This window comes from Cognatiyoonia sp. IB215182 (assembly GCF_033963905.1).
Taxonomy (GTDB): domain Bacteria; phylum Pseudomonadota; class Alphaproteobacteria; order Rhodobacterales; family Rhodobacteraceae; genus Yoonia.
Genome location: NZ_JAXBMB010000007.1, coordinates 1 through 20,969 on the forward strand (window position 1 = coordinate 1; position 20,969 = coordinate 20,969).

23 protein-coding genes are annotated in these 20,969 nt (G+C 58.2%); 12 read left to right on the forward strand and 11 right to left on the reverse strand.

The annotated features are described in order from the left end of the window. Positions 1-421 precede the first annotated feature (421 nt). Complete coding sequence (locus SLH47_RS15035) at positions 422-853, reverse strand: hypothetical protein (RefSeq protein ID WP_320240383.1); 432 nt, start codon at positions 851-853, stop codon at positions 422-424. Between the two features lie 760 nt (positions 854-1,613). After that, positions 1,614-2,684, reverse strand: a complete 1,071-nt coding sequence (locus SLH47_RS15040) for a serine hydrolase domain-containing protein (RefSeq protein WP_320240384.1) — start codon at positions 2,682-2,684, stop codon at positions 1,614-1,616. A 150-nt stretch (positions 2,685-2,834) separates the two neighbouring features. On the opposite strand from SLH47_RS15040, the gene SLH47_RS15045 reads away from it, so the two are divergent. Continuing rightward, entirely contained in the window at positions 2,835-3,866 is a 1,032-nt protein-coding gene (locus SLH47_RS15045) for a M42 family metallopeptidase (protein WP_320240385.1), read from the forward strand. After that, entirely contained in the window at positions 3,863-4,720 is an 858-nt protein-coding gene (locus SLH47_RS15050) for an aminoglycoside phosphotransferase family protein (RefSeq protein ID WP_320240386.1), read from the forward strand. Before SLH47_RS15045 ends, SLH47_RS15050 begins: the two co-directional genes overlap by 4 nt. Position 4,721: 1 nt before the next feature. On the opposite strand, the gene SLH47_RS15055 is transcribed toward SLH47_RS15050, so the two are convergent. After that, positions 4,722-5,354 (reverse strand): class I SAM-dependent methyltransferase, encoded by a 633-nt coding sequence (locus tag SLH47_RS15055; RefSeq protein WP_320240387.1) that lies wholly within the window; start codon positions 5,352-5,354, stop codon positions 4,722-4,724. A gap of 27 nt (positions 5,355-5,381) precedes the next feature. On the opposite strand from SLH47_RS15055, the gene SLH47_RS15060 reads away from it, so the two are divergent. Further along, entirely contained in the window at positions 5,382-5,828 is a 447-nt protein-coding gene (locus SLH47_RS15060; RefSeq protein ID WP_320240388.1) for a MarR family winged helix-turn-helix transcriptional regulator, read from the forward strand. Positions 5,829-5,928: 100 nt separating this feature from the next. Here the strand turns inward: SLH47_RS15060 and SLH47_RS15065 are convergent, their stop codons facing one another. After that, the gene (locus SLH47_RS15065) at positions 5,929-6,168 is read right to left on the reverse strand and encodes an accessory factor UbiK family protein (RefSeq protein ID WP_320240389.1); all 240 of its coding nucleotides are present in this window, start codon (positions 6,166-6,168) and stop codon (positions 5,929-5,931) included. A 103-nt stretch (positions 6,169-6,271) separates the two neighbouring features. Here SLH47_RS15065 and lgt point away from each other — a divergent pair, with 103 nt between their 5' ends. The 6 genes from lgt to SLH47_RS15095 all read left to right on the forward strand — a co-directional run bounded on the left by lgt (position 6,272) and on the right by SLH47_RS15095 (position 11,340). Beyond that, a complete protein-coding gene (gene lgt / locus SLH47_RS15070; RefSeq protein ID WP_320240390.1) occupies positions 6,272-7,150 on the forward strand; it encodes a prolipoprotein diacylglyceryl transferase in 879 nt (292 codons plus the stop codon). Beyond that, entirely contained in the window at positions 7,147-8,205 is a 1,059-nt protein-coding gene (locus SLH47_RS15075) for a class I SAM-dependent methyltransferase (RefSeq protein ID WP_320240391.1), read from the forward strand. The genes lgt and SLH47_RS15075 overlap by 4 nt, the downstream gene beginning before the upstream one ends. Continuing rightward, the gene (pgeF, locus tag SLH47_RS15080; RefSeq protein ID WP_320240392.1) at positions 8,202-8,969 is read left to right on the forward strand and encodes a peptidoglycan editing factor PgeF; all 768 of its coding nucleotides are present in this window, start codon (positions 8,202-8,204) and stop codon (positions 8,967-8,969) included. The genes SLH47_RS15075 and pgeF overlap by 4 nt, the downstream gene beginning before the upstream one ends. Positions 8,970-9,206: 237 nt before the next feature. After that, positions 9,207-9,368, forward strand: a complete 162-nt coding sequence (locus SLH47_RS15085; RefSeq protein WP_320240393.1) for a hypothetical protein — start codon at positions 9,207-9,209, stop codon at positions 9,366-9,368. Positions 9,369-9,629: 261 nt separating this feature from the next. After that, entirely contained in the window at positions 9,630-10,313 is a 684-nt protein-coding gene (locus SLH47_RS15090) for a Hint domain-containing protein (protein ID WP_320240394.1), read from the forward strand. 283 nt (positions 10,314-10,596) lie between these two features. Continuing rightward, positions 10,597-11,340 carry a metallophosphoesterase family protein gene (locus tag SLH47_RS15095; protein ID WP_320240395.1) on the forward strand — a complete coding sequence of 248 codons (744 nt, stop codon included), beginning with the start codon at positions 10,597-10,599 and terminating at the stop codon, positions 11,338-11,340. A 161-nt stretch (positions 11,341-11,501) separates the two neighbouring features. Here SLH47_RS15095 and SLH47_RS15100 read toward each other — a convergent pair whose 3' ends face one another. Continuing rightward, positions 11,502-12,860: an MATE family efflux transporter gene (locus SLH47_RS15100; protein ID WP_320240396.1), complete on the reverse strand. Its 1,359-nt coding sequence runs from the start codon at positions 12,858-12,860 to the stop codon at positions 11,502-11,504. A gap of 89 nt (positions 12,861-12,949) precedes the next feature. Here SLH47_RS15100 and SLH47_RS15105 point away from each other — a divergent pair, with 89 nt between their 5' ends. Next, positions 12,950-13,597 carry a TIGR02453 family protein gene (locus SLH47_RS15105; protein ID WP_320240397.1) on the forward strand — a complete coding sequence of 216 codons (648 nt, stop codon included), beginning with the start codon at positions 12,950-12,952 and terminating at the stop codon, positions 13,595-13,597. On the opposite strand, the gene SLH47_RS15110 is transcribed toward SLH47_RS15105, so the two are convergent. The 5 genes from SLH47_RS15110 to SLH47_RS15130 all read right to left on the reverse strand — a co-directional run bounded on the left by SLH47_RS15110 (position 13,563) and on the right by SLH47_RS15130 (position 17,894). Then, complete coding sequence (locus SLH47_RS15110; RefSeq protein WP_320240398.1) at positions 13,563-15,215, reverse strand: DUF4166 domain-containing protein; 1,653 nt, start codon at positions 15,213-15,215, stop codon at positions 13,563-13,565. The two genes, SLH47_RS15105 and SLH47_RS15110, sit on opposite strands and share 35 nt — an antisense overlap. Beyond that, a complete protein-coding gene (locus SLH47_RS15115; RefSeq protein WP_320240399.1) occupies positions 15,212-15,619 on the reverse strand; it encodes a thiol-disulfide oxidoreductase DCC family protein in 408 nt (135 codons plus the stop codon). Before SLH47_RS15115 ends, SLH47_RS15110 begins: the two co-directional genes overlap by 4 nt. A 64-nt stretch (positions 15,620-15,683) precedes the next feature. After that, positions 15,684-16,619, reverse strand: a complete 936-nt coding sequence (locus SLH47_RS15120; RefSeq protein ID WP_320240400.1) for an isopenicillin N synthase family dioxygenase — start codon at positions 16,617-16,619, stop codon at positions 15,684-15,686. Position 16,620: 1 nt separating this feature from the next. Further along, positions 16,621-17,013 (reverse strand): GFA family protein, encoded by a 393-nt coding sequence (locus SLH47_RS15125; protein WP_320240401.1) that lies wholly within the window; start codon positions 17,011-17,013, stop codon positions 16,621-16,623. Continuing rightward, complete coding sequence (locus tag SLH47_RS15130; protein WP_320240402.1) at positions 17,010-17,894, reverse strand: NAD(P)-dependent oxidoreductase; 885 nt, start codon at positions 17,892-17,894, stop codon at positions 17,010-17,012. Before SLH47_RS15130 ends, SLH47_RS15125 begins: the two co-directional genes overlap by 4 nt. Before the next feature lie 165 nt (positions 17,895-18,059). On the opposite strand from SLH47_RS15130, the gene SLH47_RS15135 reads away from it, so the two are divergent. Continuing rightward, on the forward strand, positions 18,060-19,343 hold the full coding sequence (locus SLH47_RS15135; RefSeq protein ID WP_320240403.1) for an alpha/beta hydrolase family protein: 1,284 nt from the start codon (positions 18,060-18,062) through the stop codon (positions 19,341-19,343). Between the two features lie 202 nt (positions 19,344-19,545). Here the strand turns inward: SLH47_RS15135 and SLH47_RS15140 are convergent, their stop codons facing one another. Then, positions 19,546-20,301, reverse strand: coding sequence for a nuclear transport factor 2 family protein (locus tag SLH47_RS15140; protein WP_320240404.1), 756 nt, complete (start codon positions 20,299-20,301; stop codon positions 19,546-19,548). A 192-nt stretch (positions 20,302-20,493) separates the two neighbouring features. Between SLH47_RS15140 and SLH47_RS15145 the strand changes: the two genes are divergently transcribed. Beyond that, a complete protein-coding gene (locus tag SLH47_RS15145; protein ID WP_320240405.1) occupies positions 20,494-20,877 on the forward strand; it encodes a helix-turn-helix domain-containing protein in 384 nt (127 codons plus the stop codon). Positions 20,878-20,969: the final 92 nt, after the last annotated feature.

A 20,969-nucleotide genomic window follows, 5' to 3' on the forward strand; every position in this document is an offset into this window, starting at 1 on the left:
GTTGCACTCAGGGTGACATTCCTGCTTTGCAAACCCAGGTGACATTTCTGAATGGCGTTTACATTTTGGCCAATTTCATGCACTCACTGAAAACATCGGACAGTTTTGTCCGGCTGCAACGGCAATCCTCACAACCCACTGACACTTATGGCTTTCACCCAACTTTTCTCGGCAAATATCACCTAATCCCAGAAATCCTCGGAACTGCAATAACTAGTGTCTCCTTACAGATATGTAGCGCGACAGTAAGATTTGCAGCGCGAAACAGTTAAAGTTGCAGCGGACGAATTTGTGATGAGAGCTGGTTCTCGTTCAATTCTCCGGCAACGTCCACCTCTTCAAAGCAGCGTTAAAGCTGTGTTTGAGCGCAGTATGTAACCTAGAGTGCAGGTGATGAGGCGTTTGCCCCGCTCAGCGACCTCTAAGGTAGGGTCACATCAATCACCCACCACGTGTCATCCCTGTCAACATGGAAAAATAGTTGGCTCGTGCCGTGACCCTGCTCACGGCTTACAATCTCACGGAGCTCAGAAATTGACCCGATGTTCTCTCCGGTTGCAGCGTACGTTCGCAGAGTATCACCAACCTGAAAGTATGATTGGGTGTCCGGTTCGATCCGCGACACACTGACTAAGCTTTCCTCAGTCGATTCTGTAAAATAGACACCAGGTAATTGTGTCAGCTGCTCAGCAACAGCCAGATGGCAAAGCGCAGCGACAGACAATCCCGACAAGCCCAAAACCTTCGCTAGCTTCATGTCAATTCCTTTCAGACGGCGGCTGTAAAGGCTCTGTTCGTAGACCTTATCGGGTGGTCGGCTACCATTCGCCCCGTCGGGCACCATATCTTTCATCGCGTCAGATACAACTGCAGCCGAAACCGCGCGTCGAATCCCCGCGCTCCACATGGCCGGTCTCGGCCTGACACCGGTCATTAGCACGCACATAATAGCACGGCGACTATTGCCGGGGGCTCAGACGCAGGTCGGGCCATTCCCGACGGATCACATGACCATTGCGCAAGGTGGAATGGGTCTTTTGACGGGCGACTGATGATGAAGATCGTGCGGCTACGATACCCATTCACAGGGTGTGGGGCGCGCAGGCGGGAAATGCACTAAAACCTGCGGCAGAACTGTGGCGAACCTATCCAAAAGGACAGGCCATGAAACCTAGAAGTTGCCGTATTCCGGCGCGATAAGCTTAAGCATTAACAGTGAATAGCCTCTAAGTTACGAGTGACGGCCCCGGTAACAGGTAAAATTGTCATTGAGTGAACTGTTTGACGGCAGCGCGGGAATGATTAGGCCCCGCTGCCGTTCAGGGGTTGTTCAACGTGTTGCACAAAGCTCTGCGATCAGTAATCAGCCTTCTTAGAAAAGCGCTTCGAATGATCTCTCTGAGCAAAACTGTGGTACTCTGCTGATCACACGGCAAACATCGGCCACATTTTGCGTGGGTGCAGTGGCACTTCCCATAACCCATTGATAATTATAATTTTCGCCTACTTTTTTCCTGGCAAACATCATCTATTCCCAGATTTCTGCAGCACTGCAAGAACTGCTGCTCCTTGCGATAGTGCGAAAGTGCAAGCTTTTGCACCAAGCCCCACGTTCATGTGCCGTCGGGCAGCAAAAAGGCTTCGATCAGGGCCTGACCGTTGGCGCCATTGGTCAGAATGACGATGCCGTCACCTGCATCGCGAAAGAAACCGGCAAAGGCGTTGTATTCATCATTGTTGCCGCCATGGCCCACCATGAGGTCCTGTCCAAAGTCAATTGTCATCCACCCAAGCGCCCAGGACACGGCGGGACCGGCACCCACGACATCGGAAAGCAGATCAGGCGCCGGTGACTGAGGGCGGATCATCTCGGCGTAAAGGTCAGCCGGAAGACCCTTGCCCGCACAGATATGGGCGAGGAACGCGGTGTAATCATCGATTGTGGTCGCCAACGAACTGGCGACCATGGCCTTATTATACAGGTTTGTCATTCCCCGCCCGCTTTCTGGGTCCTGTGCGCTTTGGTAGCCGCGCGACGGTAAGACGCCGTCCGGTAAGGGGCGCTGCAGGGTGGAGTTGGGCATGATCTGACCAAGTCGCGCGACAAAGAGGTCCTGCACGCTTTGGCTCGTTTGCGCTTCCACATAGGCCTGCAGATGCTGAAACGCCTCGCCCGAGTAGGTGAACCGCTCACCGGGCATCGCATCAAATGGAATGGTTGCCGTCCTCTGGTGAAAATCGGTCCCTTCGTCCACCCAGTTGGGCAGCCCGGTGCGTTGGGTCAGGATTATGCGCGGGGTAAGCGCAGAATAGGCATCTTTTTCGACGATGCGAGGGTAGTCAAAGTCGGTCGCGATCGGCGTGTCGAGATCAATGATGCCCTTCGCGACCAGTGTCATCACGAGATAGGCAAAGACCGGCTTCGTCAGAGATGCGGCCTCAAAGGCCGTCTGCCGCGTCACGTCAGCGCCGGTGGCGAGGTTGGCCTTGCCAAGCGTGACTGTCTCGCTCAGGGCGCAATCCTGCAATGTGGCCAACGCCAATCCGGGAATGTCGAAATCGCTCATTAACTGCGCGATTTGGTCCACTTCCAAAGCTCCCGCATCGGTTTCCTGCGCCTGTAGCGATGCCGTGCTGCCCCAGGCAATCGCGATGATCGTGATCAACTCTTTGATTCTCAGCATGTGATGCGTGGTCCTCGGTGCATTCGACATTTTCCGGTGGGCGCGACTTGCCAAATGATGACGAAATACGGACAAGTGTAATGACCTGACATCAGAACAACTGTCGCGGTCCACATCGCACTTTCACAGTCCCATCACAATGAGCATTTCATGAACACTGACCTTCTGAAACAACTCTGCGAAATGCCCGGCGTGCCGGGCCACGAACACCGGGTCCGCGCGCTGATCGAACGCGAGATCGACGGCTTGTTTGACGAGGTGACGACAGACCCGATGGGCTCTCTCCTCTGCCGTCGTGATGCCAAGAAGAAGGGCGCACCGAAGGTCATGTTGCTTTGTCATATGGATGAGATCGGATTTCTGGTCAGCCATATCAGCAAAGAAGGGTTCATTTACCTGCAACCGGCAGGCGGGTTCGACCCGCGCAACCTGTTTTCGCGTCGGGTGCTGGTCTGCACGGATGATGGTGATTTCAAAGGTGTGATGAATCCCGGCGGCAAACCGGTTCACATCCAGGCACCTGAAGATCGCAAAAAGGTGCCACAAATCGGCGATTTCTTCGTTGATATTGGCATGGGCGAGAAGACGCATGATGTGGTCAAGATCGGCGATTTCGTCGTGATGGACGAACCCTTCCTTGAGATGGGCGATAAATTCGTCTCAAAGGCGCTGGATAACCGGATCGCCTGCTGGCTGGGAATCGAGGCCATCCGCAAGCTGAAGAAGAAGGGCCGTGGCGCGGAAATCCATGTGGCCTTTACCTGTCAGGAAGAGGTGGGGCTGCGCGGCGCTCGCACGGCCTCTTACGCGATCAAGCCGGATATCGGGCTGGGGATTGATGTGACACTCTCCTGCGACACACCTGGCGTGCCGGACAAGGACGCGACAACCCATCAGGGCCAGGGCTTTGGCCTGCATGTCCGCGATGGGTCATTCATTGCGGATAAAGCGCTTGTGGCCGATATCGAGGCGCTCGCCATTAAGAAAAAGATCCCCTATCAGCGCACAATGCTCGCTTCTGGCGGGCAGGACGGCGCGGCTGCACAGCAGGCCGCAGCAGGTGCGCGCGCGGTGGGGATTACTGTCGGCACGCGCTACATCCACACCGTCACCGAGATGATTGCCAAGAATGATCTGCAGGCGGCGCTGGACATACTTGTGGCCTATTTGTCGGAGTTTTGAGCGAACCACGCCTCAACGCCGCATTGGTGGAAACGCTGATAGCGGATCAGTTTCCGGATTGGGCCCATTTGCCGATCCGGCCGGTCGAACCACAGGGCTGGGACAACCGCACCTTTCGGCTGGGCGATGAAATGCTGGCGCGACTGCCAAGTGCGGCGCGCTATGCCGCCCAAACCGCGAAGGAACAGCGCTGGCTGCCTGAACTCAGGCGCCATTTGCCGCTGCTGATCCCTGAACCGGTCGCATCCGGTCAGCCCTCGTCGATATACCCGTTTTCGTGGACAATCATGCGGTGGCTGCCCGGCGAGGCCGTTGGAGAAGCTGATCCGGCAACGCAAAGCAGTATTGCCGGAGATCTGGCGCAGTTCCTAAACGCGCTGCGCGACGCGCCGACTGCAGATGCACCGGGTCCTGGGCAGCATAACTTCTATCGCGGCGGTGACCTGCGCATTTACGATCAAGAAGTCCGGCATTGCCTCGCTCAGTTGGGGGAAAATGTCGATGCAAAGGCGATCCTGCGGATCTGGGAAAAGGCATGTCACAGCCAATGGCTGAGCCCGCCCGTCTGGGTGCATGGTGATGTGGCTGCGGGCAACCTGCTTTTGCGCAGCGGGCGGCTTGGCGCGGCCATTGACTTCGGGTGCTGCGGTATCGGCGACCCGGCCTGCGATCTGACAATTGCATGGACGCTTTTCGACACACCTGCGCGGAAGGTCTTTCGCGACGGCATTAATCTAGATCCCCAGACCTGGGCGCGGGCGACGGGCTGGGCAATCTGGAAAGCCCTTTTGCAAATATGTCAGGGACAGGCCATTGGGCAAAATACACTAACGGCCGTGCTGGCTGAGACGTAAGTCAGCAGCGCAGCAGGATGGCTGCGGCTGGACCGGTGCAATGCAGCGGTTGCGCCATGACAGCACCGCATTGGGACCCGGCCTGTATCACAGAAGCTGCGTCCAGAAAGCGCCCCAGCCCCCGGCGCGTAATGGCGGTGCGCAAAACTTGGGCTAGCCAGGACCGGGCCGGGCGGTCAGCGCAAAAGACGAGGCAGACATGCCCACCGGGCCGACAGACCCTCACAAACTCGGCAATAGCCAGCCGCGCATCGCCGATGGTTTCGATCCCCCATGCGCATGTCACCAGATCAAATGATGCATCCGGAAAAGGCAAATCCTCAATACGCCCCTCAACGCGATCCGCTTCCAGATCCCTGCACTGTGTCAGCATATCGGGTAATGCATCAAGTAACGTGAGATGCGCGGCCCCCTCAACACCCGCAAGAAGCCGCCGTGCAACTGTGCCTGTGCCGCAAGCCGCATCCAGAATACGCATACCGGGCCGCAGAAGGGCTGCGGCGGCACCCTCAAACGCACATTGCGCCTCGCCGCCGGCATAGCGCAACCAGCGGGCATGCGAACGATCATATGTCTCCGACAATTGATCGTAGCGCTGAACTGTTGCGATTTGGCTGGCTTGCAATATAGTCATGCTACTTGACTATCAGGAGAGAGGCATTTGGTCAAGAAGGTTGACGAACTTGCGCCCGACCACATTGGCTGGCGGCTTTGGAATGCCTCGAAACAGTGGGAGACACGGTTTGCGGCTGCCATGATTGATGCCGGATTCTCCTGGTACGGTGACGCGCGCGCAGGTGTCATCCCCTACATTTCGGCCAGCGGCACCAGACAGGTTGATATTGTGAATCGCATGCAGATCAGCAAACAGGCAGTCCACCAATCGCTGTCAGAGCTTGAAATGGATGGCGTCATCCGGCGCGTTCCCGACCCTGATGACGGGCGCGGTCGTATCGTTCAATTCACCGAACGGGGCGTGGCGGCGCGCAAAGCTGCGCTCAAGATCAAAGAAGCGTTAGAGAATGACCTGCGCGCAGAGCTGGGTGAGGTGCAATTCGATGCACTCTACGCATCACTCGGAGCGTTCTTGCCAAAAGAAGATCGTTGAGACGCCTAGATCGGCTCAGCCGCGCGTCCGTGACATGATGCCGAAAACGAGGCGACAACCACGCATCGTTGAAGATGTAAATGCGCGGTTGTGCGAGGTGCTATTTGCCCTCAAGCGCTTCAATCCGCGCCTTCAGCGCTTCATTTTCTTCACGTGCCTTTTGCGCCATCGCGCGGACGGCGTCGAACTCTTCGCGGGTGACGAAATCACGATCCGCAAGCCAGCGGTCGATCATCGATTTCATCGCCGTATTCGCCTCTTCCCGTGCGCCCTGGGCCACGCCCATCGCGTTGGTCATCAATTGGCTCAGGTCGTCAAAGACTTTGTTTTTGGTCTGCATCACATTCTCCAATCGCTTGGTCCTTATATGGTTGCTGAAACTTGATCGCACAACCCGCGGCACTTGGTTGACATCGTCGCAGACTGCGACAAGGAATGGCGCCATGTATGCCGCCATCCCCTTCCCCAATATCGCACCAGAGATTTTTGCGTTTGAGCTCTTCGGCTTCACTATCGCCCTGCGCTGGTACGCGATGGGGTATATCGTTGGCATCGCACTGGGGTGGATGATCATCAAGGCAGCGCTCAAGCGCCCGGCCCTGTGGCGCAACGGGCCGCCGATGCAGGTCAGCCAGATGGAGGACCTGCTGACCTATGTCGTGATCGGCGTGATCGGCGGCGGACGGTTGGGCTATGTCATGTTTTACAAACCGGGTGAATTCCTCGCCAACCCCATCGATATTCTGAAGATCTGGGAAGGTGGCTTGTCCTTTCACGGTGGCTTTATCGGTGTGGTGCTGGGCGTCTATCTCTTCAGCAGGCGCAACGATGTCCCCCTGCCCGATCTTGCGGACATCATCGCGGTCTCGGCCACGCCTGCAATCCTGCTGGTACGCACCGCGAATTTCATCAATGCAGAGCTTTGGGGGCGACCCACAGACGTGCCCTGGGGCGTGATCTTTCCGGGTGCTGCGGCACAATCCTGCGCAACGGCAACCGAACCTTGCGTCCGTCACCCGTCGCAGCTTTATGAAGCCGGTCTGGAGGGGCTGCTTTTGGGAGCCATCATGCTGGTCTTGGCCTTCCGGTTCGGTGCCCTCAAAAAGTCATGGCTGCTGACGGCGATCTTCTTCATGGGCTACGGCATCGCGCGCTTTCTGGTCGAGTTTGTCCGCCAACCCGATGCGCAATTCGTGAGCCCCGGCAATGAGCTTGGCCTTGCTTTGCATTACGGCGGCTACGGGCTGACCATGGGCCAGTTGCTGACCTTGCCAATGATCCTGATTGGGCTGACGGTAATCCTGATGGCGCGGCGGCGATGACGGCGCTTGGCGCGCTGATCCGCAGTCGGATTGCGCAGACAGGCCCGATCACCATTGCCGATTACATGGGCGAATGCCTGATGCATCCCACGCATGGCTACTACGCGACCCGCGATCCTTTGGGCGCTGCCGGCGACTTCATCACCGCCCCCGAAATCAGCCAGATGTTCGGGGAGTTGATCGGCCTCGCGCTAGCCCAATGCTGGCAGGATCAGGGGGCACCGGAGCGGATTGTTCTGGCCGAGCTTGGCCCCGGTCGCGGCACATTGATGGCCGATGCCTTGCGCGCCACGCGGGGTGTACCGGGCTTTCACGAAAGCCTTTCCGTTCATTTCGTCGAAACCTCGCCCGTTTTGCGCGAGGCACAGGCCGATGCGGTGCCTGACGCGACCTGGCATGACCGGGTCGACACATTGCCGCCCGGCCCGCTTTTCCTGATCGCCAATGAGTTCTTCGACGCGCTGCCTATTCGCCAGTTCATCCGCGACGGCGATGCCTGGCGCGAACGGATGGTGGGACTTGACGGCGACGCGCTGCAAATTGGTCTCTCCGCCCCTGCCCCGCTCACACTAGTAGAACACCGGCTGGCCGACACCGAAGACGGCGATCTGGTTGAACTTTGCCCCACTCTGCCGGGCATGATCTCCACACTTTCTGGTCGCATTGAAGCGGAGGGCGGTGCCGCAATCATCATCGACTACGGCGATTGGCAATCGCTGGGGGACACATGGCAAGCGCTCAGCGGCCACAAGAAGACCGACCCGCTTGCCGCGCCGGGCGAGGCCGACCTGACCGCCCATGTGGATTTTGCTGAAATCGCCCGGCATGTGGACCCGGCGAAATACAGCAGGCTCACTACCCAGGGCGTCTTTCTGGAGCGCTTGGGCATCACACCCCGCGCGCAGGCCCTTGCGAAATCCCTGACCGGCGACGCGCTCCAGACTCACATCAAGGCACATCGGCGCTTGACCCACCCTGCGGAAATGGGTGAGCTATTCAAAGTGCTGTCTATCTATCCCGCAACGGCCATGCCGCCACCCGGACTGGAGCCATGACGCTTGAAGTAATCACCGACCCTCTGCTTGACGGTACAACACACGGGTTTTTCACCCGAAAGGGGGGCGCTTCATCAGGTGTTTTTGCGGGGCTGAATTGCGGCTATGGCAGCTCAGATCAGCATGATGTCGTCGGCATCAACAGGGCGCGCGTCGCAGCATCGCTTAATGTAACTGCAGATCGTTTGATGGGTGTGCACCAAACCCATTCATCAGATGTCATCGTCGTGGAGAGCCCGGCGGATGGCAGCGCCAAGGCGGATGCATTGGTAACACGAACGCCCGGGCTTGCCTTGTCTGTCCTGACCGCCGATTGCCAACCTGTTTTGCTGGCGGATCCAAAATCAGGTGTCGTTGGCGCCGCCCATGCTGGCTGGAAGGGCGCGCTTTTCGGCGTGCTTGAAGCGACGGTCGCGGCGATGGAGACCCTTGGGGCAACTCGTGCTCAGATCAAAGCGGTGATCGGTCCCACCATCAGCCAGCCCAATTACGAAGTGGGCCCAGAGTTCCGGGATCGGTTCGTGGACGCCAATGCCGACCACGACAGGTTCTTCGTTGCAGGGCAAAGCGGCCGGTTCCAATTTGATCTCCCGGCGTTTGGATTGGTGCAATTGCGTGCAAGCGGCATCAATCACGTGGCCTGGACGCGGCATTGCACCTATGCCGATCCAGACAGATTCTATAGCTACCGCCGATCCGTCCATCAAAAAGAGGCGGATTACGGTCGACTGATCTCTGCCATTTGTCTCAAAAATGGGCGGTAATGCGGCAACAGCGGGACAAGCCCGCGTGGTGTTCATATAGCGTTAACCGCCTGTTCATAAACCAAATACCCCAGAACCCACAAAAGTATATATGAAATAAGTATTTACACGATTTCCGCCGCTTTTTTCACATTGCGGCAGGCTTTTCCATGAACGGTCAAAGTATCGCCCGGATGCCTCGGCATATTCTTGCCAACGGCGCTGAGAAACGGCACCGAAGAAGAAACGAGGTATCAGATGAAAAGTCGCTGGCAAAAATCACTCGAAGCTGCTGTGGCCGCATATGACACACCCATGCCATGGGAGCGGGGCGATATCCGTCAAGCCATGATCGCACGCCGCGAGGCACGCGCGGAAGAAGCGCGAGAAACCCAAGCTGCGGATGCGCGTCGGGCCTGAGCCCCTGCGGATACGCGCCGACGTGCCCGGCCCGCGCTCGTGCACGTCGTTGTTAAAGAGTAAACCCGTCACAAAGACGGAATTTCAGCCTGTTTTTCGGATGTTGCGCGGTGACCGCAGCGGACGGTGTCACAGGCCGGTACAGGCAAAACCATGACGATGTTCCCCACAAACACGGCAATGAACGCCCGATCAAGACCGAAGTCACAGCCAAGCAACAACCGCTATCCCAATGCGGGCAAAACGGCCACTCACCCTCACATGCGGACACGAAAATACGACATCGCGTATCTGTCGCCGGACAATCAGATCATCGAATTTTCGCGGCGCGCGCCTGCCATGCCGTCTTTCGAAGATTCCTTTGGCGCACTCGGCCACGGGGCCATCCTGCAGACCAATAACGGTCCAATGGCCATCGAAGATGTCCTTCCCGGCGACGATATCCGCTTGTCAAATGGCCGCTACGAAAAGCTGCTCTGGTGCGGCTCGATGACGATCAGCCCAGTTGACCATGAAACCAACCCTGAACACGGCAGCCTCACGCGGATCACGGCGGATGCTTTGGGGTTGAACCGCCCCTCCCCCGATCTTGTGCTCGGCCCCACCGCAAGGTTGCTGCACCGCGCCCCTGCGGTGCGGACGTTAACGGGTAAGGCAGCGGCCTTCATCCCCGCGCGCGACTTCTTTGATGGGACTAATTTCATCGCACTGCGCCCCGCCACCCCGGTCAAAGTCTATCAGATCGGTTTCGCCCGGCAGTGCAGCCTAACCGTCAACGGCATAGAAATTGAAAGCCTGCATCCCGGCACGGCCTTCGCCTTGGGTCTACGCGGCGACATGCTGGCGCAATACCTCGCGCTATTCCCGCACAAGCGGAATCTGGACGATTTCGGCGAAATGAAGAACCCACGCCTACGCCTGCGCGATCTGGAGCTTTTGGGCTAAATCGTGATGAGTTTTATGGAAGGCATAGTATCATAGGAGTAGTGCGCTGAGTTACGGCCTGCGTTCAAGCACACCCGGCCATTCTCAACACTTCTGTGTCTCAAGCGATAAGTTAAGTGAAGCTTACGGGCTCCCCCAAAAAAACCTTCGCAAAGCCGCCATTTCAAATGGATCGCAATGCCTACTGCCTGGAACCAAGTTGCGTTTGGTGGTCCGGCCTTAACGGCTGCTTCCTCGGTCTGTATGCTTTAACCGTAACGTTCGTGCACTTGATACTCCGAAGATGAAATTTGCGGCCCTAGCTGACATACACGGAAACTCATTTGCCCTAGAGGCCGTGCTTCACGACATGGATAGCCTTGGGATAAAGGATGCCGTGAACCTCGGAGATTTCTTCAGTGGTCCCATAGATGCCGCAAAAACCGCAACTATCCTCATGGAGCGTGATTTTGCATCGGTTCGGGGCAATCATGATAGATATCTCATCGAACAGGAGCCATTCAGTATGGGGCCTTCGGACCGAGTGGCTTTCGATCAACTGTCGGAACAACACCTGCGCTGGATCGCTGATCTTCCAACAACACGAATTGTCAATGACGACGTCTTCCTATGCCATGCAACGCCGACAAGTGACTCAACATATTGGCTTGAACGCGTAGAACACAACGGAGTTGTGCGATCCGCGAGCCTGGCAGAAGTGACCAAAGAAGCCGTTGGCGTGCAGGCGAGCCTCATCCTTTGCGCCCACACCCACATCCCGCGATGCGTTCGCCTGCCGGATGGACGTGTCATAGTGAACCCCGGCAGTGTCGGTTGTCCGGCCTATGACGATGACTTGCCCTACTACCATCACATGCAGACAGGAACCCCGAACGCATCTTATGCGTTGCTGGAAAGGCGGGTAGATGAATGGAGCATTACTTTCCGCTCTGTTCGTTACGATACAAAACAAGCTCGTGATTGCGCCCTGCGAAACGGGCGGCGCGATTGGGCCCGCGCTTTAGAGACCGGATGGTTTGAAGAGTAGTGGGGCCAACCCATCCAATACTGACGCAATCTTTGAAACTGTGAGCAGACTTTCGTCCATTACAAGGGCTTCTACCTTTGGCTCGAGGCTGACCTTCACCGCAACCCCGTATCAATGGCCACCGATTATACGGCACTGAATAGAGCTTTAGTCGGCCGCGCTCATGCCGGCGCGATCCGTACCGACCGCGACCAGAAACGCCAGGATAGCAGGATACCCGCAAAGGCCAATCCGATGACAAGGCCAAGCCACAGACCGACGCCACCCAGACCGAAGGTGAAAGCGAGCATGTAGCTGACCGGCATGCCGATGACCCAATAGCTGATTGTGGCCATCACCATCGGCACCGCCGTGTCCTGCACCCCGCGTAAGAGGCCCAGCGCCATTACCTGCAATCCGTCAACCAGTTGAAAGAGGGCCGCGACGATCACAAAACTCGCGCCAATGCGTACCAGTGCGTCCCGATCCGGGTCGGCAGGGTCTACAAAAAGACCGACGAGAAGTTCGGGAAAGGCCAGAAAAATGGCCGATGTCACCACCGCATAAAGCGCAGACATCGTCATTGCCGTTGCGCCGCCTTTGCGCAACGACATCTCATCGCGCCGCCCCAACGCACGCCCGGCCCGCACGGTCGCCGCCTGACTGAACCCGATATGCACCATAAAGGCCATGCTCGCCAATTGAATCGCGATGCCGTGCGCCGCCAATTCCAGCGCCCCGATCCAGCCCATCATCACGGCCGACGCGCTGAAAAGCCCGCCTTCAGCCAGTGAGGTCAGCCCGATAGGCCAGCCCAGACGATAGACGCCGGCAAGGATGTCGCGATCGCTGCGCCAGAAATTCCGAAAAAGTTCAAACTGCGGCAGCTTCCACAGCGTGTACCCAATCAGGATCGCCACAGTCACAAGGTTCACAGTCAACGACGCAATCGCCGCCCCCTCAATCCCCAGTTCCGGCGCACCCCAATTGCCGAAAATCAGCGCATAATTGACAAAAACATTCACAAAAGCCGCGCCAATCGTGGCCCAAAGGATGATCGCCGCGTGCTCTAAGGCTGCCAGAAATGACTTCATTGTCATCACGATCAGCGCCGGGATCATCTGCCAGATCACGATCTGCAGATAAAGATGCGCGAGTGCGGCCACATCCGGGTCCTGCCCGATTGCGATCAGAATATCCTCAGCCCAGAAAAACGGCAGCGTGACGGCGGCCCCGTAAAACAGCGAGAGCCAAAGCCCCATCCGCGTCACACGGCGCACCTGTCGCTCATCCCCTTCTTCGGCGGCAGCGGCCACCATGGGGGTTACCGCTTGCGCAAAACCCGCACCCACGATGAACACGATAAAGAACATCGTGCTCGCAATGGTCGAAGCCGCAAGCGCGGTGACATCATACCACCCCAGCATGATCGTATCGGTGATATGGATGGCAAACATCGCCAGATTGCTGAGGATCAGCGGCGTCCCCAGTTTCCAGATCGCCCTGGTGTGGTCCTGATATGTTTGGGCGACATATTCCATACGCCCAGCCTTAGGATGGAAGTGACGCCGGGTCCATAGACATCACGCATCCCTCCATGGCAGTTTGTCAAAAATGGGGGAGTGGGCGGATGTCGGAATTTGGATCCTTGCAGAACGATGCGGTGACGTTTTTCAACACGCTCGCCGACAATAACAAGCGCGAGTGGTGGCAAGAGCACAAGGCGACCTATGACACGCAACTGAAGGCGCCCGCCCTGGCACTGCTTGACCAACTCACAGCACCCTTGAGCAAACTGGCCGACGCGCCCATCAAATCCAAACTCTTCCGCCCACATCGCGACGTCCGCTTTTCCAAGGACAAGACGCCCTACAACACCCATCTGCACATGATGTGGCAGATCGACGGCGATGCACCGCAGAACCCGGTCTTTTTCTTCGGGATCGGGCGAACTTACACCACGGTAGGCGTCGGCATGATGGGCTTTGACAAGCCGGTCCTGACCAATTGGCGCAAGATGGTGGATCTGGATACCGACCGCATTCTGGGGATTGTCGAAAGCGTCACCGATCAGGGCTTTACCTTGCGCGAGCCTGATCTGAAACGCGTGCCATCGCCATACGATCCGGATCACAAGGCGGGGCATCTTTTGCGCATGAAAGGCCTGACCGCTAGCCGCGAACTGGATCAGATCACCGATCTTAAGGGCCAGATTATGGATACGTTCACCGCCGCTTGGCCGATCAACGCGATGCTGATTTCGATTGCTGAGGCGTAGGTTCTTTGCGCACCGCAGGCTCTAACCAACCTTGATAATGCACCATCAACGCGCCGGTCAGCGGCGCGCTCAACCGCACGTCGAAATTGAAGCGCCCGTCTTCCGAAAACTCGCGTGCATCACTGCCAGGCCGCAGAAAGCGCGGCAAGGTGATCGGCCCCAGACGCCCAGACAGGACGGGAAAGTGCAGCGCGCCTTCGGCCACATGCAGCCCAAGCCGAAAAGTGAAAGGGCCAAAGCGTTCGGTCATATGGGTGCCCTGAATGCGCAGATGCGAGCGAAAGGTCTGATCGCCAAAGCGCCGCTCCCAAATCTCGCCCGCCCCATCCGGGGTCATCAGAACCGATACAGCGATATCGTCCGTCGCAACGGGAAACCGAAAGAGCGCGGCCAGAAACCGCGCCCAAAGCGACGGGCCGCGTGTCACCCGTGCTCGCCCGGTCAAGCGCAGCGGCGCGGGCACGTCATGCCCCGCTTGTACAATGTCCGGTAGATCAGCAAAATCCTTCCCCAGAAAGCGTGGGAAAAGCGGGGTGATCTCTTCCTCGACCACCTCCGTCGTCACGGCGAGGTCCTTCATCGCAGCCTCCACAGCCTCACGCGTCACCACTGCGCTGGCGGGTCGTGCGCCGCGTTGAACGGCCTTCGGATCGCGTAAAATAGCCCGCGCGGCAACCGCCGGAATAAACGCCCCCTCGCCCGCCTTCGCGACCAGCCGCCATGTCTTGCGCTGCCATTGCGCGCCGCGTCGCAAAGTCACGGCCACAGACATGCCGCCGACATCCGTCCCAAACGGCTTGAGCCCGGCCGCGATCCATAACAGCAACCTGACAAACCACGGCGCAATGCCAAAGCGCAGACGCGCGCGCAGCCATGAAATCACAGCCAACGCATGATTCATGACAGGCAACTCCATGCCCGCCCTGAACGTGACCGTTTGCGCGTCAAACGCCGCGCCAAACAATCGCGTATCCGGCACCTCCATCAGCCAGCCCTTGCGGATCAGACCCTGGCCCAGATCGAAGGTCCGAGGCCTGGACCAGCTGCGCATTTCGACCTTTTCACCGGCCAAATGAGTCTCAAAAGGCATCCCACATTGGTTCAGAATACTCTCCACCACAGCCCACCCGCGCGGCGCGCGATTGCCCGGCAGGATTGCGGTATCGATCATCTCAATGGCATCCGCATCGCGGGCCAGATCCGCGACGATGGCGGATGAAAGCGCGGGCACGCTCGACGCACCCGACAGCACGAAGACACCCGCCCCCTTCGCCGCATCATCCAACTGTGAGATACTTGCGCAAAAGGCAGGATCATCAGCCAAATCGAGGTAATGGACGCCGTTCGCGATACAGGCCTGCGCCAACAGGTAAGGATCATCGCCATAGGCATGAAACGGCCCTGCGGCATCAACCACAACGTCAGGCTGCGCATCCCATATCGGGCTGAGATCACCTGTGCGATCACAGACAATCACCTCCAGATCACGCCCATCCACAAAAGAGTCTGCCTTCGCCTGCGACCGCCCCGCGACCACAACCTGATGCCCGTCGCGATGCAGCAACTCCACCAGCCGTGACCCGAATATTCCGTACCCGCCGAGGACGACGACTTTCACGTCATCAACCTCGCCTGGAAGGCCGGATCAGGCAGCGCGCACATATCCCCGCGCCCGAAAACAGCATACCGATTGCGCGCCACGCGGGCATAAAGCCAATCGCGCAGCGGGCGCGGCACCAGGCGTAGAAGCGAGCAGACACGGCCCCAGCCACCCGCACGCTCGCCCAGCCGGATCACCGCATCAAAGTCGCGCCAGACCGTGCCATCCACGATAAACAGCCACGAATCCGGATCAATCGGATCAAGCCCGTTCGCCCGCATCAGAGCCGCGCCGGTTGCGGATTGGATCGGCGCAATACGCACATCGCCCGTCCGGTCCAGCCGGTGGATCATCCGCGCACCCCAACTGCACAGGGCACAATCGGCATCCATCACGGCGACGGGGTGGTCAAACTGAGGCATGGGCTCTCCAACAGGCGTCACCCCAATGCTAGCGCCCGGCGTGCCTTGCACCAGCGTCACAACGTCACCTGCCCGTCGCTTCGAATTTCCCCATCAGATAAGCACCCGACATGACCGGCGGATAGGTATCCGACCCGTCCAGCGGCACAATCTCCGCATCCCAATCGGGCTGATGGAAAAAGGCCAGCGACTGCCGCGCAGGTTGCCCGGGCCGGGCGATCACACGGTGCAAAGTGCTCACCCAACGATCCGCGGTCCAACGCGCCATCAGATCGCCGATATTGATCACAAACGCATCTGCGGGGGCTGGCACGTCGACCCAAGCATCGCCCTGCATCACCTGCAACCCCGCACTGCCGGGCTGCGGCAGGAGGATCGTCAAAGACCCATAATCAGTATGCGCCCCCGCCCTTTGCTGGCGGTCCATCGGGGCATCCACCGTCGCTGGGTAATGCAGCGCCCTGAGCGCCGAGATTGGACGCCCGATGAGCGGATCAAAATGGCCTTCGGGCAATTGCAAGGCCGCCGCAAAGGCGCGCATGATCCGCTGCGCCAAATCCTCCATGACCGTGTAATACGCCTCCCAGGCCGGGCGAAATCCGGGCAGATCAGGCCATGACGTGGGCCGATAGCAAAAGTCCAAAGCCGCCTGCGACGCCCCGGCTGGGACGGTCAACGGGCCGCCATTAAAACTCTCCTTCAGATCGGGTGGCGTCTCCACGCCTTTTGAGAGCGCAAGCGCCTCAGTATCCGGACCAAGATAGCCGTAGGGATAGCCTTTATGGGGTGGCGCCACGGCCTGTTTCGCCACCGCCTCTTGTGCAAAAAACGCTCGCGCGACGGCCCAGACATCATCGATCAAAGGCTGCGGCACTCCATGCCCTTCCAACACCAGAAACCCGGTTTGTTGGCAAATGCTGTCCAGGCGCGCTGCAGCCAAAGCCCGGTCGTCGCCTTTGGCAGCCTCAAATGCAGCAAGGTCGAAACGTGGAAAGGTCATGTCAGTCCCAAATGTCAATGTCGGGGTCAGCCAGGGCGAACCAGTCCGGCTTTCGGTCATGATAGACCGAGACGGTGGGTGGCAGCAGATCACCCGGCGCAAAGGCACCGACCGGAATCGCGATACCTGGCACCGCGCTGTTCTCATACCAGACGGCCACACCGCAATGCGGGCAGAAGTGATAGGTGATCTCGCTGCCCTCATCTCCGATCCGAATGTAAGATCGGTTATCCCCGGTCATCGTCACGGCCTCTGCCGCGAACCGTGCATTCCACGAAAAGGCACTGCCGCCGCGTGTCCTGCAGGCATGACAATGGCAGATAGCGACGCGGATTGGCTCGCCGGTGACTTCCGCCTTCAGCGCGCCACACGCGCAGGATGCGGTCCGGTTCATCCCAAAACCTCGTGCCACGAATGCTTGGGAGCAAAGCCCACCATCCGCTTGGCCTTGTCATTGGCATACATCGTCTCATCGGGGCGCATCTGACGCCGCACCTCAACCCCTTGATAGAACCGTGCGATCACCTCGTCCGACGAGATCCCGACCGACAGATCATCATTGGCCACATTGAACACCTGATAGCCCAGCCCGTCTGTCCGCAGGCAGCAATCCACCATATGGCCCAGATCGCGTGCATCGATATAGGCAAAGATATTGCGGCGGCGCAGTGCTGGATCATCCATGAACGCCGGGAAGTTCTCGGCATATTCATGCAGCTCTATTACATTGTTGATGCGCAACCCATAGATATCGGCCCCCGTGCGGGCCTGAAACGACCGGGCGGTAGCCTCGTTGCAGACCTTTGACATCGCGTAGCTGTCATGAGGCACTGTCGGGTGCTCTTCATCCACCGGCACATAGTCCGGCTTGACCTCACCATCGACAAAGCAAACACCATAAGTCGTTTCGGAACTGGCAAAAATCACCTTGGGCACGCCCAGCTTTACCGCCGCCTCGATCACGTTGTAGGTGCTGAGCGTGTTCTGCCGAAAACACTCCCCATCCGTGCCGATCATCACCCGCGGTACAGCGGCGAAATGCACCACCGCATCATAGCGCGGCACGCCAGTGCCCTCGTCCAGTTCATGAAAATCGGTGAATTGTGACATCGCGCCGATCACCTGACCAGCGTCACAAAGATCAACCAGCAGTTCCGAGCACGGCAAACCAGACGGCACACGATCCACGTTCAGGACCCGGTGCCCCTGCTCTAGCAAATGGCGGACCGCCCATTTGCCCGCCTTGCCGCTGCCACCCGTAAAGAAAACCCGCATCCTCGGCCCCCTCTTTTTGTGGAGCCTATCGCGAGGTTTTGGGCAACCGCAACCGCACAGCGTGTGGCCATGACGGTCGTGCGCATTTCGACAACCATGGCGTCTATTCATTTGTCCGGCAGACCGTTAGGGTAGGACTCAAGTCAAGACCAAGGGGAGGGGCAGATGCGTATTATCGCCGCAGCAATGGGCGTTCTTGCTGCAACTTCAGGCTATGCCGAGAATCGCATCGACATAATCCGCCCCGACGCACCCGAACTCGCCGCTTTTGGAGAGCATAAAATCGGCGTGACCACGATGTCTTTCACCAATCCCGACCAGATTGATGTGGTGAACACGAATGAGACGGATGAGCCGCCGCTTTATGACAGGTCACTTACCGTTGAAGTCTGGTACCCGGCGGTTGAAAATACTGTTGCTGGAGGCACTTACACGGCAATCTTGCGAGACGGCGTTGGGACGGCTGAACTGATCGGGCAAGCAGCACGCAATGCTGCTCCCGACACATCCGAGACCTATCCACTTGTCGTCATCTCGCACGGCTATCCAGGCAACCGTTTCCTCCTGTCGCCTTTGGCCGAGAATCTGGCATCCAAAGGCTATGTGGTCGCCTCGATCGATCACCCCGACAGCACTTATGACGATCAGACCGCCTTCGGCTCGACCCTCGTGAACCGGCCCTGGGATCAGCGATTTATCGTCGATAGCCTCACGGGCCGAGACGGTGATCTGGGCGCGATCATTCAGGACGATAACGTTGCAATCATCGGGTACTCCATGGGGGGCTATGGTGCACTGATCTATGGTGGCGCGGGCGTCACGCTGATCAGCACGACCTATGAATGGGGTGCGCCACAGGGCCTGCTTGAGCGCAATATGATGGGCACGGAAACGCATGCAAGCCTTGCCGATGATCGCATCAAAGCCATCGTGGCATTTGGCCCCTGGGGCAACAATACCGGGTTCTGGGACGCAACGGGTTGGGCCGGGATCAATAAGCCGCTCATGCTGATTGCGGGCAGTATCGATGACGTGTCGCAATACGATGCCATTCGCGGCATCTTTGACGACAGCATGAATACAACGCGGCATCTGCTGACGTTTGAGAACGCAAATCACAATGCGGGCGCCCCTATGCCTCCGCCAGCCGAAAGCTATGCCTTTTCTGAGACGCTTGGCTATGCACCGTTTGATCATTATGCCGACCCGGTCTGGGACAATGTGCGCATGAACAATATCAGCCAGCACTTTGTCACGGCTTACCTTGATCTGCATCTGAAACAGGATGAGGTGAAGGCGCGGTACTTTGACCTCACCCCCGTGGCCACAGATGGGCTCTGGTCGGTTGATGAAAACGGGGAAGAGACGCCTGAACACAGCTATTGGACGGGCTTCCCGAACAGGACGGCGGCTGGCTTGCGGTTTGAAACCAAGCTTGCGGGTGAATAACGCCTGTTTGCGCCCCAGTGAAATCTGACTTTGCCACTTACGCCACATAAAGGGCGTGAAACAAGCAATTGGCCAAATCAGCAGCCTCAGCGAAAGCTGCTGTAAGCCTATCGTGACGAATGCTGCATCCTGCCCAAATGTCGGCCATCCAAGAAAAACCAGGACCGTCTCCACCTTTGAAGGGCGAAGACGGCCTTTGCGCTCAGAACATTCCGTTGTCGTGGGCCATTTCGGCGGGAATGGGCTGCACCACGTCCCAATGCTCTACAATACGACTGTCCTCGACCCGGAATAGATCGAAAAATGCGTGAGGCGCGCCGCTGATTTGGCCCTCACTGTGGAGAAGCACGAAGTTGCCTTCGGCGATACTCCGGTGCGTCCGGGTCAGGCTGAAGGGTATTCCGTTGTCTTGAAGATGGGTGAAGAACGCCGTGAAACCTTCGAGACCATCGGCGATCTGCGGATTGTGCTGGTGGTAATACGGGCCGAGGAATTCAGCGGCGCGCTCAATCTGTCCTTCGATCAGCACGTCTTGGTAGAACGCCATGACACGCTGTCGGTTTGCCTCGGTCTGGTCCAGGTCGGTCACCTCAGTCGGTCCATCCGTCATCGTCCGACCGCTGACCGTGCTTTCCGGCCTCGGCTGAACCGTGTCCCAGTGCTCTGCCGCCATTCCATCCTCGAAGCGGAAAAGGTCAAAGACGACGACGTGATCGGACCCAAACCGCGCTTCGCTGTGAACCGCAACCAAGTCGCCGTCGCGCAGAACCCGCACCGGTGAAATCTCTGCACCACCTTCGAGCCCGGCGAGGGATTGGACAAAGCCGATCAACCCGGCCCTGCCGTCAGGAACTTGCGGATTGTGTTGAATGTAGTCTTCGGCGACATGCGCTTCGAGATAGGCGATGTCGCCGCCTGCGATGCCTTGCGTCAAGATCCCGGTTGCGATGTCTCTCATATTGTCTGCTCCTGCCTGTGTTGCGGCCACAAGGGTTAGGGTCACGGCAGCGCCTAGTCGGCGAAGCCGCGTCGATTGAGCGATCATCTGATCCTCCTTGCTTCGATTTGATGTATTAGTTACTTAAAGTGCCTATAAACCCTCTGGGAAGTAGGCACTTTTTTGTAACCTAGACTTTTGGGAGATGAACGCATGCGCCGCGCGCCCGATATCGCCCCGCAGCACTACTACGATCCAACTCTCTGCCCTGTGCGTGCCGTGGTCTCGCAGATTGGGGACAAATGGAGCCTTTTGATATTTGCCCACCTTGCCTATGGGCGGCACCGGTTCTCTCAACTTCTTGGCGCGTTGCCGGACATCTCACAGCGCATGCTGACCCAAACCTTACGAAAGCTGGAACGTGAGGGATTCGTGAACCGGATCGTCACGCCAACAACGCCTCCCCGTGTCGACTACGAACTGACAGAGCTTGGCTTGTCGTTGATCGAGCCGCTGTCCGCCCTCTCTGACTGGGCGTTGCGCCACAGGTCAGACATAGAGGCCGCGAGAGAGCGATTTGACTCCCGTGCCAAATGAAACTCATCGTGAAGCGGTCATTCAGGGGCACCTAGGCAATGTCCGCTTTGCCCGCATTTCAGACAATTTACCACTTCCACCGCTTTAGGAGC

Bases quoted from the DNA above. Each gene is read 5' to 3' on its own strand.
- SLH47_RS15120 (WP_320240400.1), bottom strand. From the start codon at position 16,619: ATGACCTTTCCACGTTTCGACCTTGCTGCATTTGAGGCTGCCAAAGGC.
- SLH47_RS15040 (WP_320240384.1), bottom strand. From the start codon at position 2,684: ATGCTGAGAATCAAAGAGTTGATCACGATCATCGCGATTGCCTGGGGC.
- SLH47_RS15045 (WP_320240385.1), top strand. From the start codon at position 2,835: ATGAACACTGACCTTCTGAAACAACTCTGCGAAATGCCCGGCGTGCCG.
- SLH47_RS15140 (WP_320240404.1), bottom strand. From the start codon at position 20,301: ATGAGAGACATCGCAACCGGGATCTTGACGCAAGGCATCGCAGGCGGC.
- SLH47_RS15115 (WP_320240399.1), bottom strand. From the start codon at position 15,619: ATGCCTCAGTTTGACCACCCCGTCGCCGTGATGGATGCCGATTGTGCC.
- SLH47_RS15125 (WP_320240401.1), bottom strand. From the start codon at position 17,013: ATGAACCGGACCGCATCCTGCGCGTGTGGCGCGCTGAAGGCGGAAGTC.
- SLH47_RS15105 (WP_320240397.1), top strand. From the start codon at position 12,950: ATGTCGGAATTTGGATCCTTGCAGAACGATGCGGTGACGTTTTTCAAC.
- SLH47_RS15085 (WP_320240393.1), top strand. From the start codon at position 9,207: ATGAAAAGTCGCTGGCAAAAATCACTCGAAGCTGCTGTGGCCGCATAT.
- SLH47_RS15145 (WP_320240405.1), top strand. From the start codon at position 20,494: ATGCGCCGCGCGCCCGATATCGCCCCGCAGCACTACTACGATCCAACT.
- SLH47_RS15035 (WP_320240383.1), bottom strand. From the start codon at position 853: ATGAAAGATATGGTGCCCGACGGGGCGAATGGTAGCCGACCACCCGAT.
- lgt (WP_320240390.1), top strand. From the start codon at position 6,272: ATGTATGCCGCCATCCCCTTCCCCAATATCGCACCAGAGATTTTTGCG.
- SLH47_RS15130 (WP_320240402.1), bottom strand. From the start codon at position 17,894: ATGCGGGTTTTCTTTACGGGTGGCAGCGGCAAGGCGGGCAAATGGGCG.
- SLH47_RS15100 (WP_320240396.1), bottom strand. From the start codon at position 12,860: ATGGAATATGTCGCCCAAACATATCAGGACCACACCAGGGCGATCTGG.
- SLH47_RS15055 (WP_320240387.1), bottom strand. From the start codon at position 5,354: ATGACTATATTGCAAGCCAGCCAAATCGCAACAGTTCAGCGCTACGAT.
- SLH47_RS15135 (WP_320240403.1), top strand. From the start codon at position 18,060: ATGCGTATTATCGCCGCAGCAATGGGCGTTCTTGCTGCAACTTCAGGC.
- SLH47_RS15090 (WP_320240394.1), top strand. From the start codon at position 9,630: ATGCGGACACGAAAATACGACATCGCGTATCTGTCGCCGGACAATCAG.
- SLH47_RS15075 (WP_320240391.1), top strand. From the start codon at position 7,147: ATGACGGCGCTTGGCGCGCTGATCCGCAGTCGGATTGCGCAGACAGGC.
- SLH47_RS15095 (WP_320240395.1), top strand. From the start codon at position 10,597: ATGAAATTTGCGGCCCTAGCTGACATACACGGAAACTCATTTGCCCTA.
- SLH47_RS15065 (WP_320240389.1), bottom strand. From the start codon at position 6,168: ATGCAGACCAAAAACAAAGTCTTTGACGACCTGAGCCAATTGATGACC.
- pgeF (WP_320240392.1), top strand. From the start codon at position 8,202: ATGACGCTTGAAGTAATCACCGACCCTCTGCTTGACGGTACAACACAC.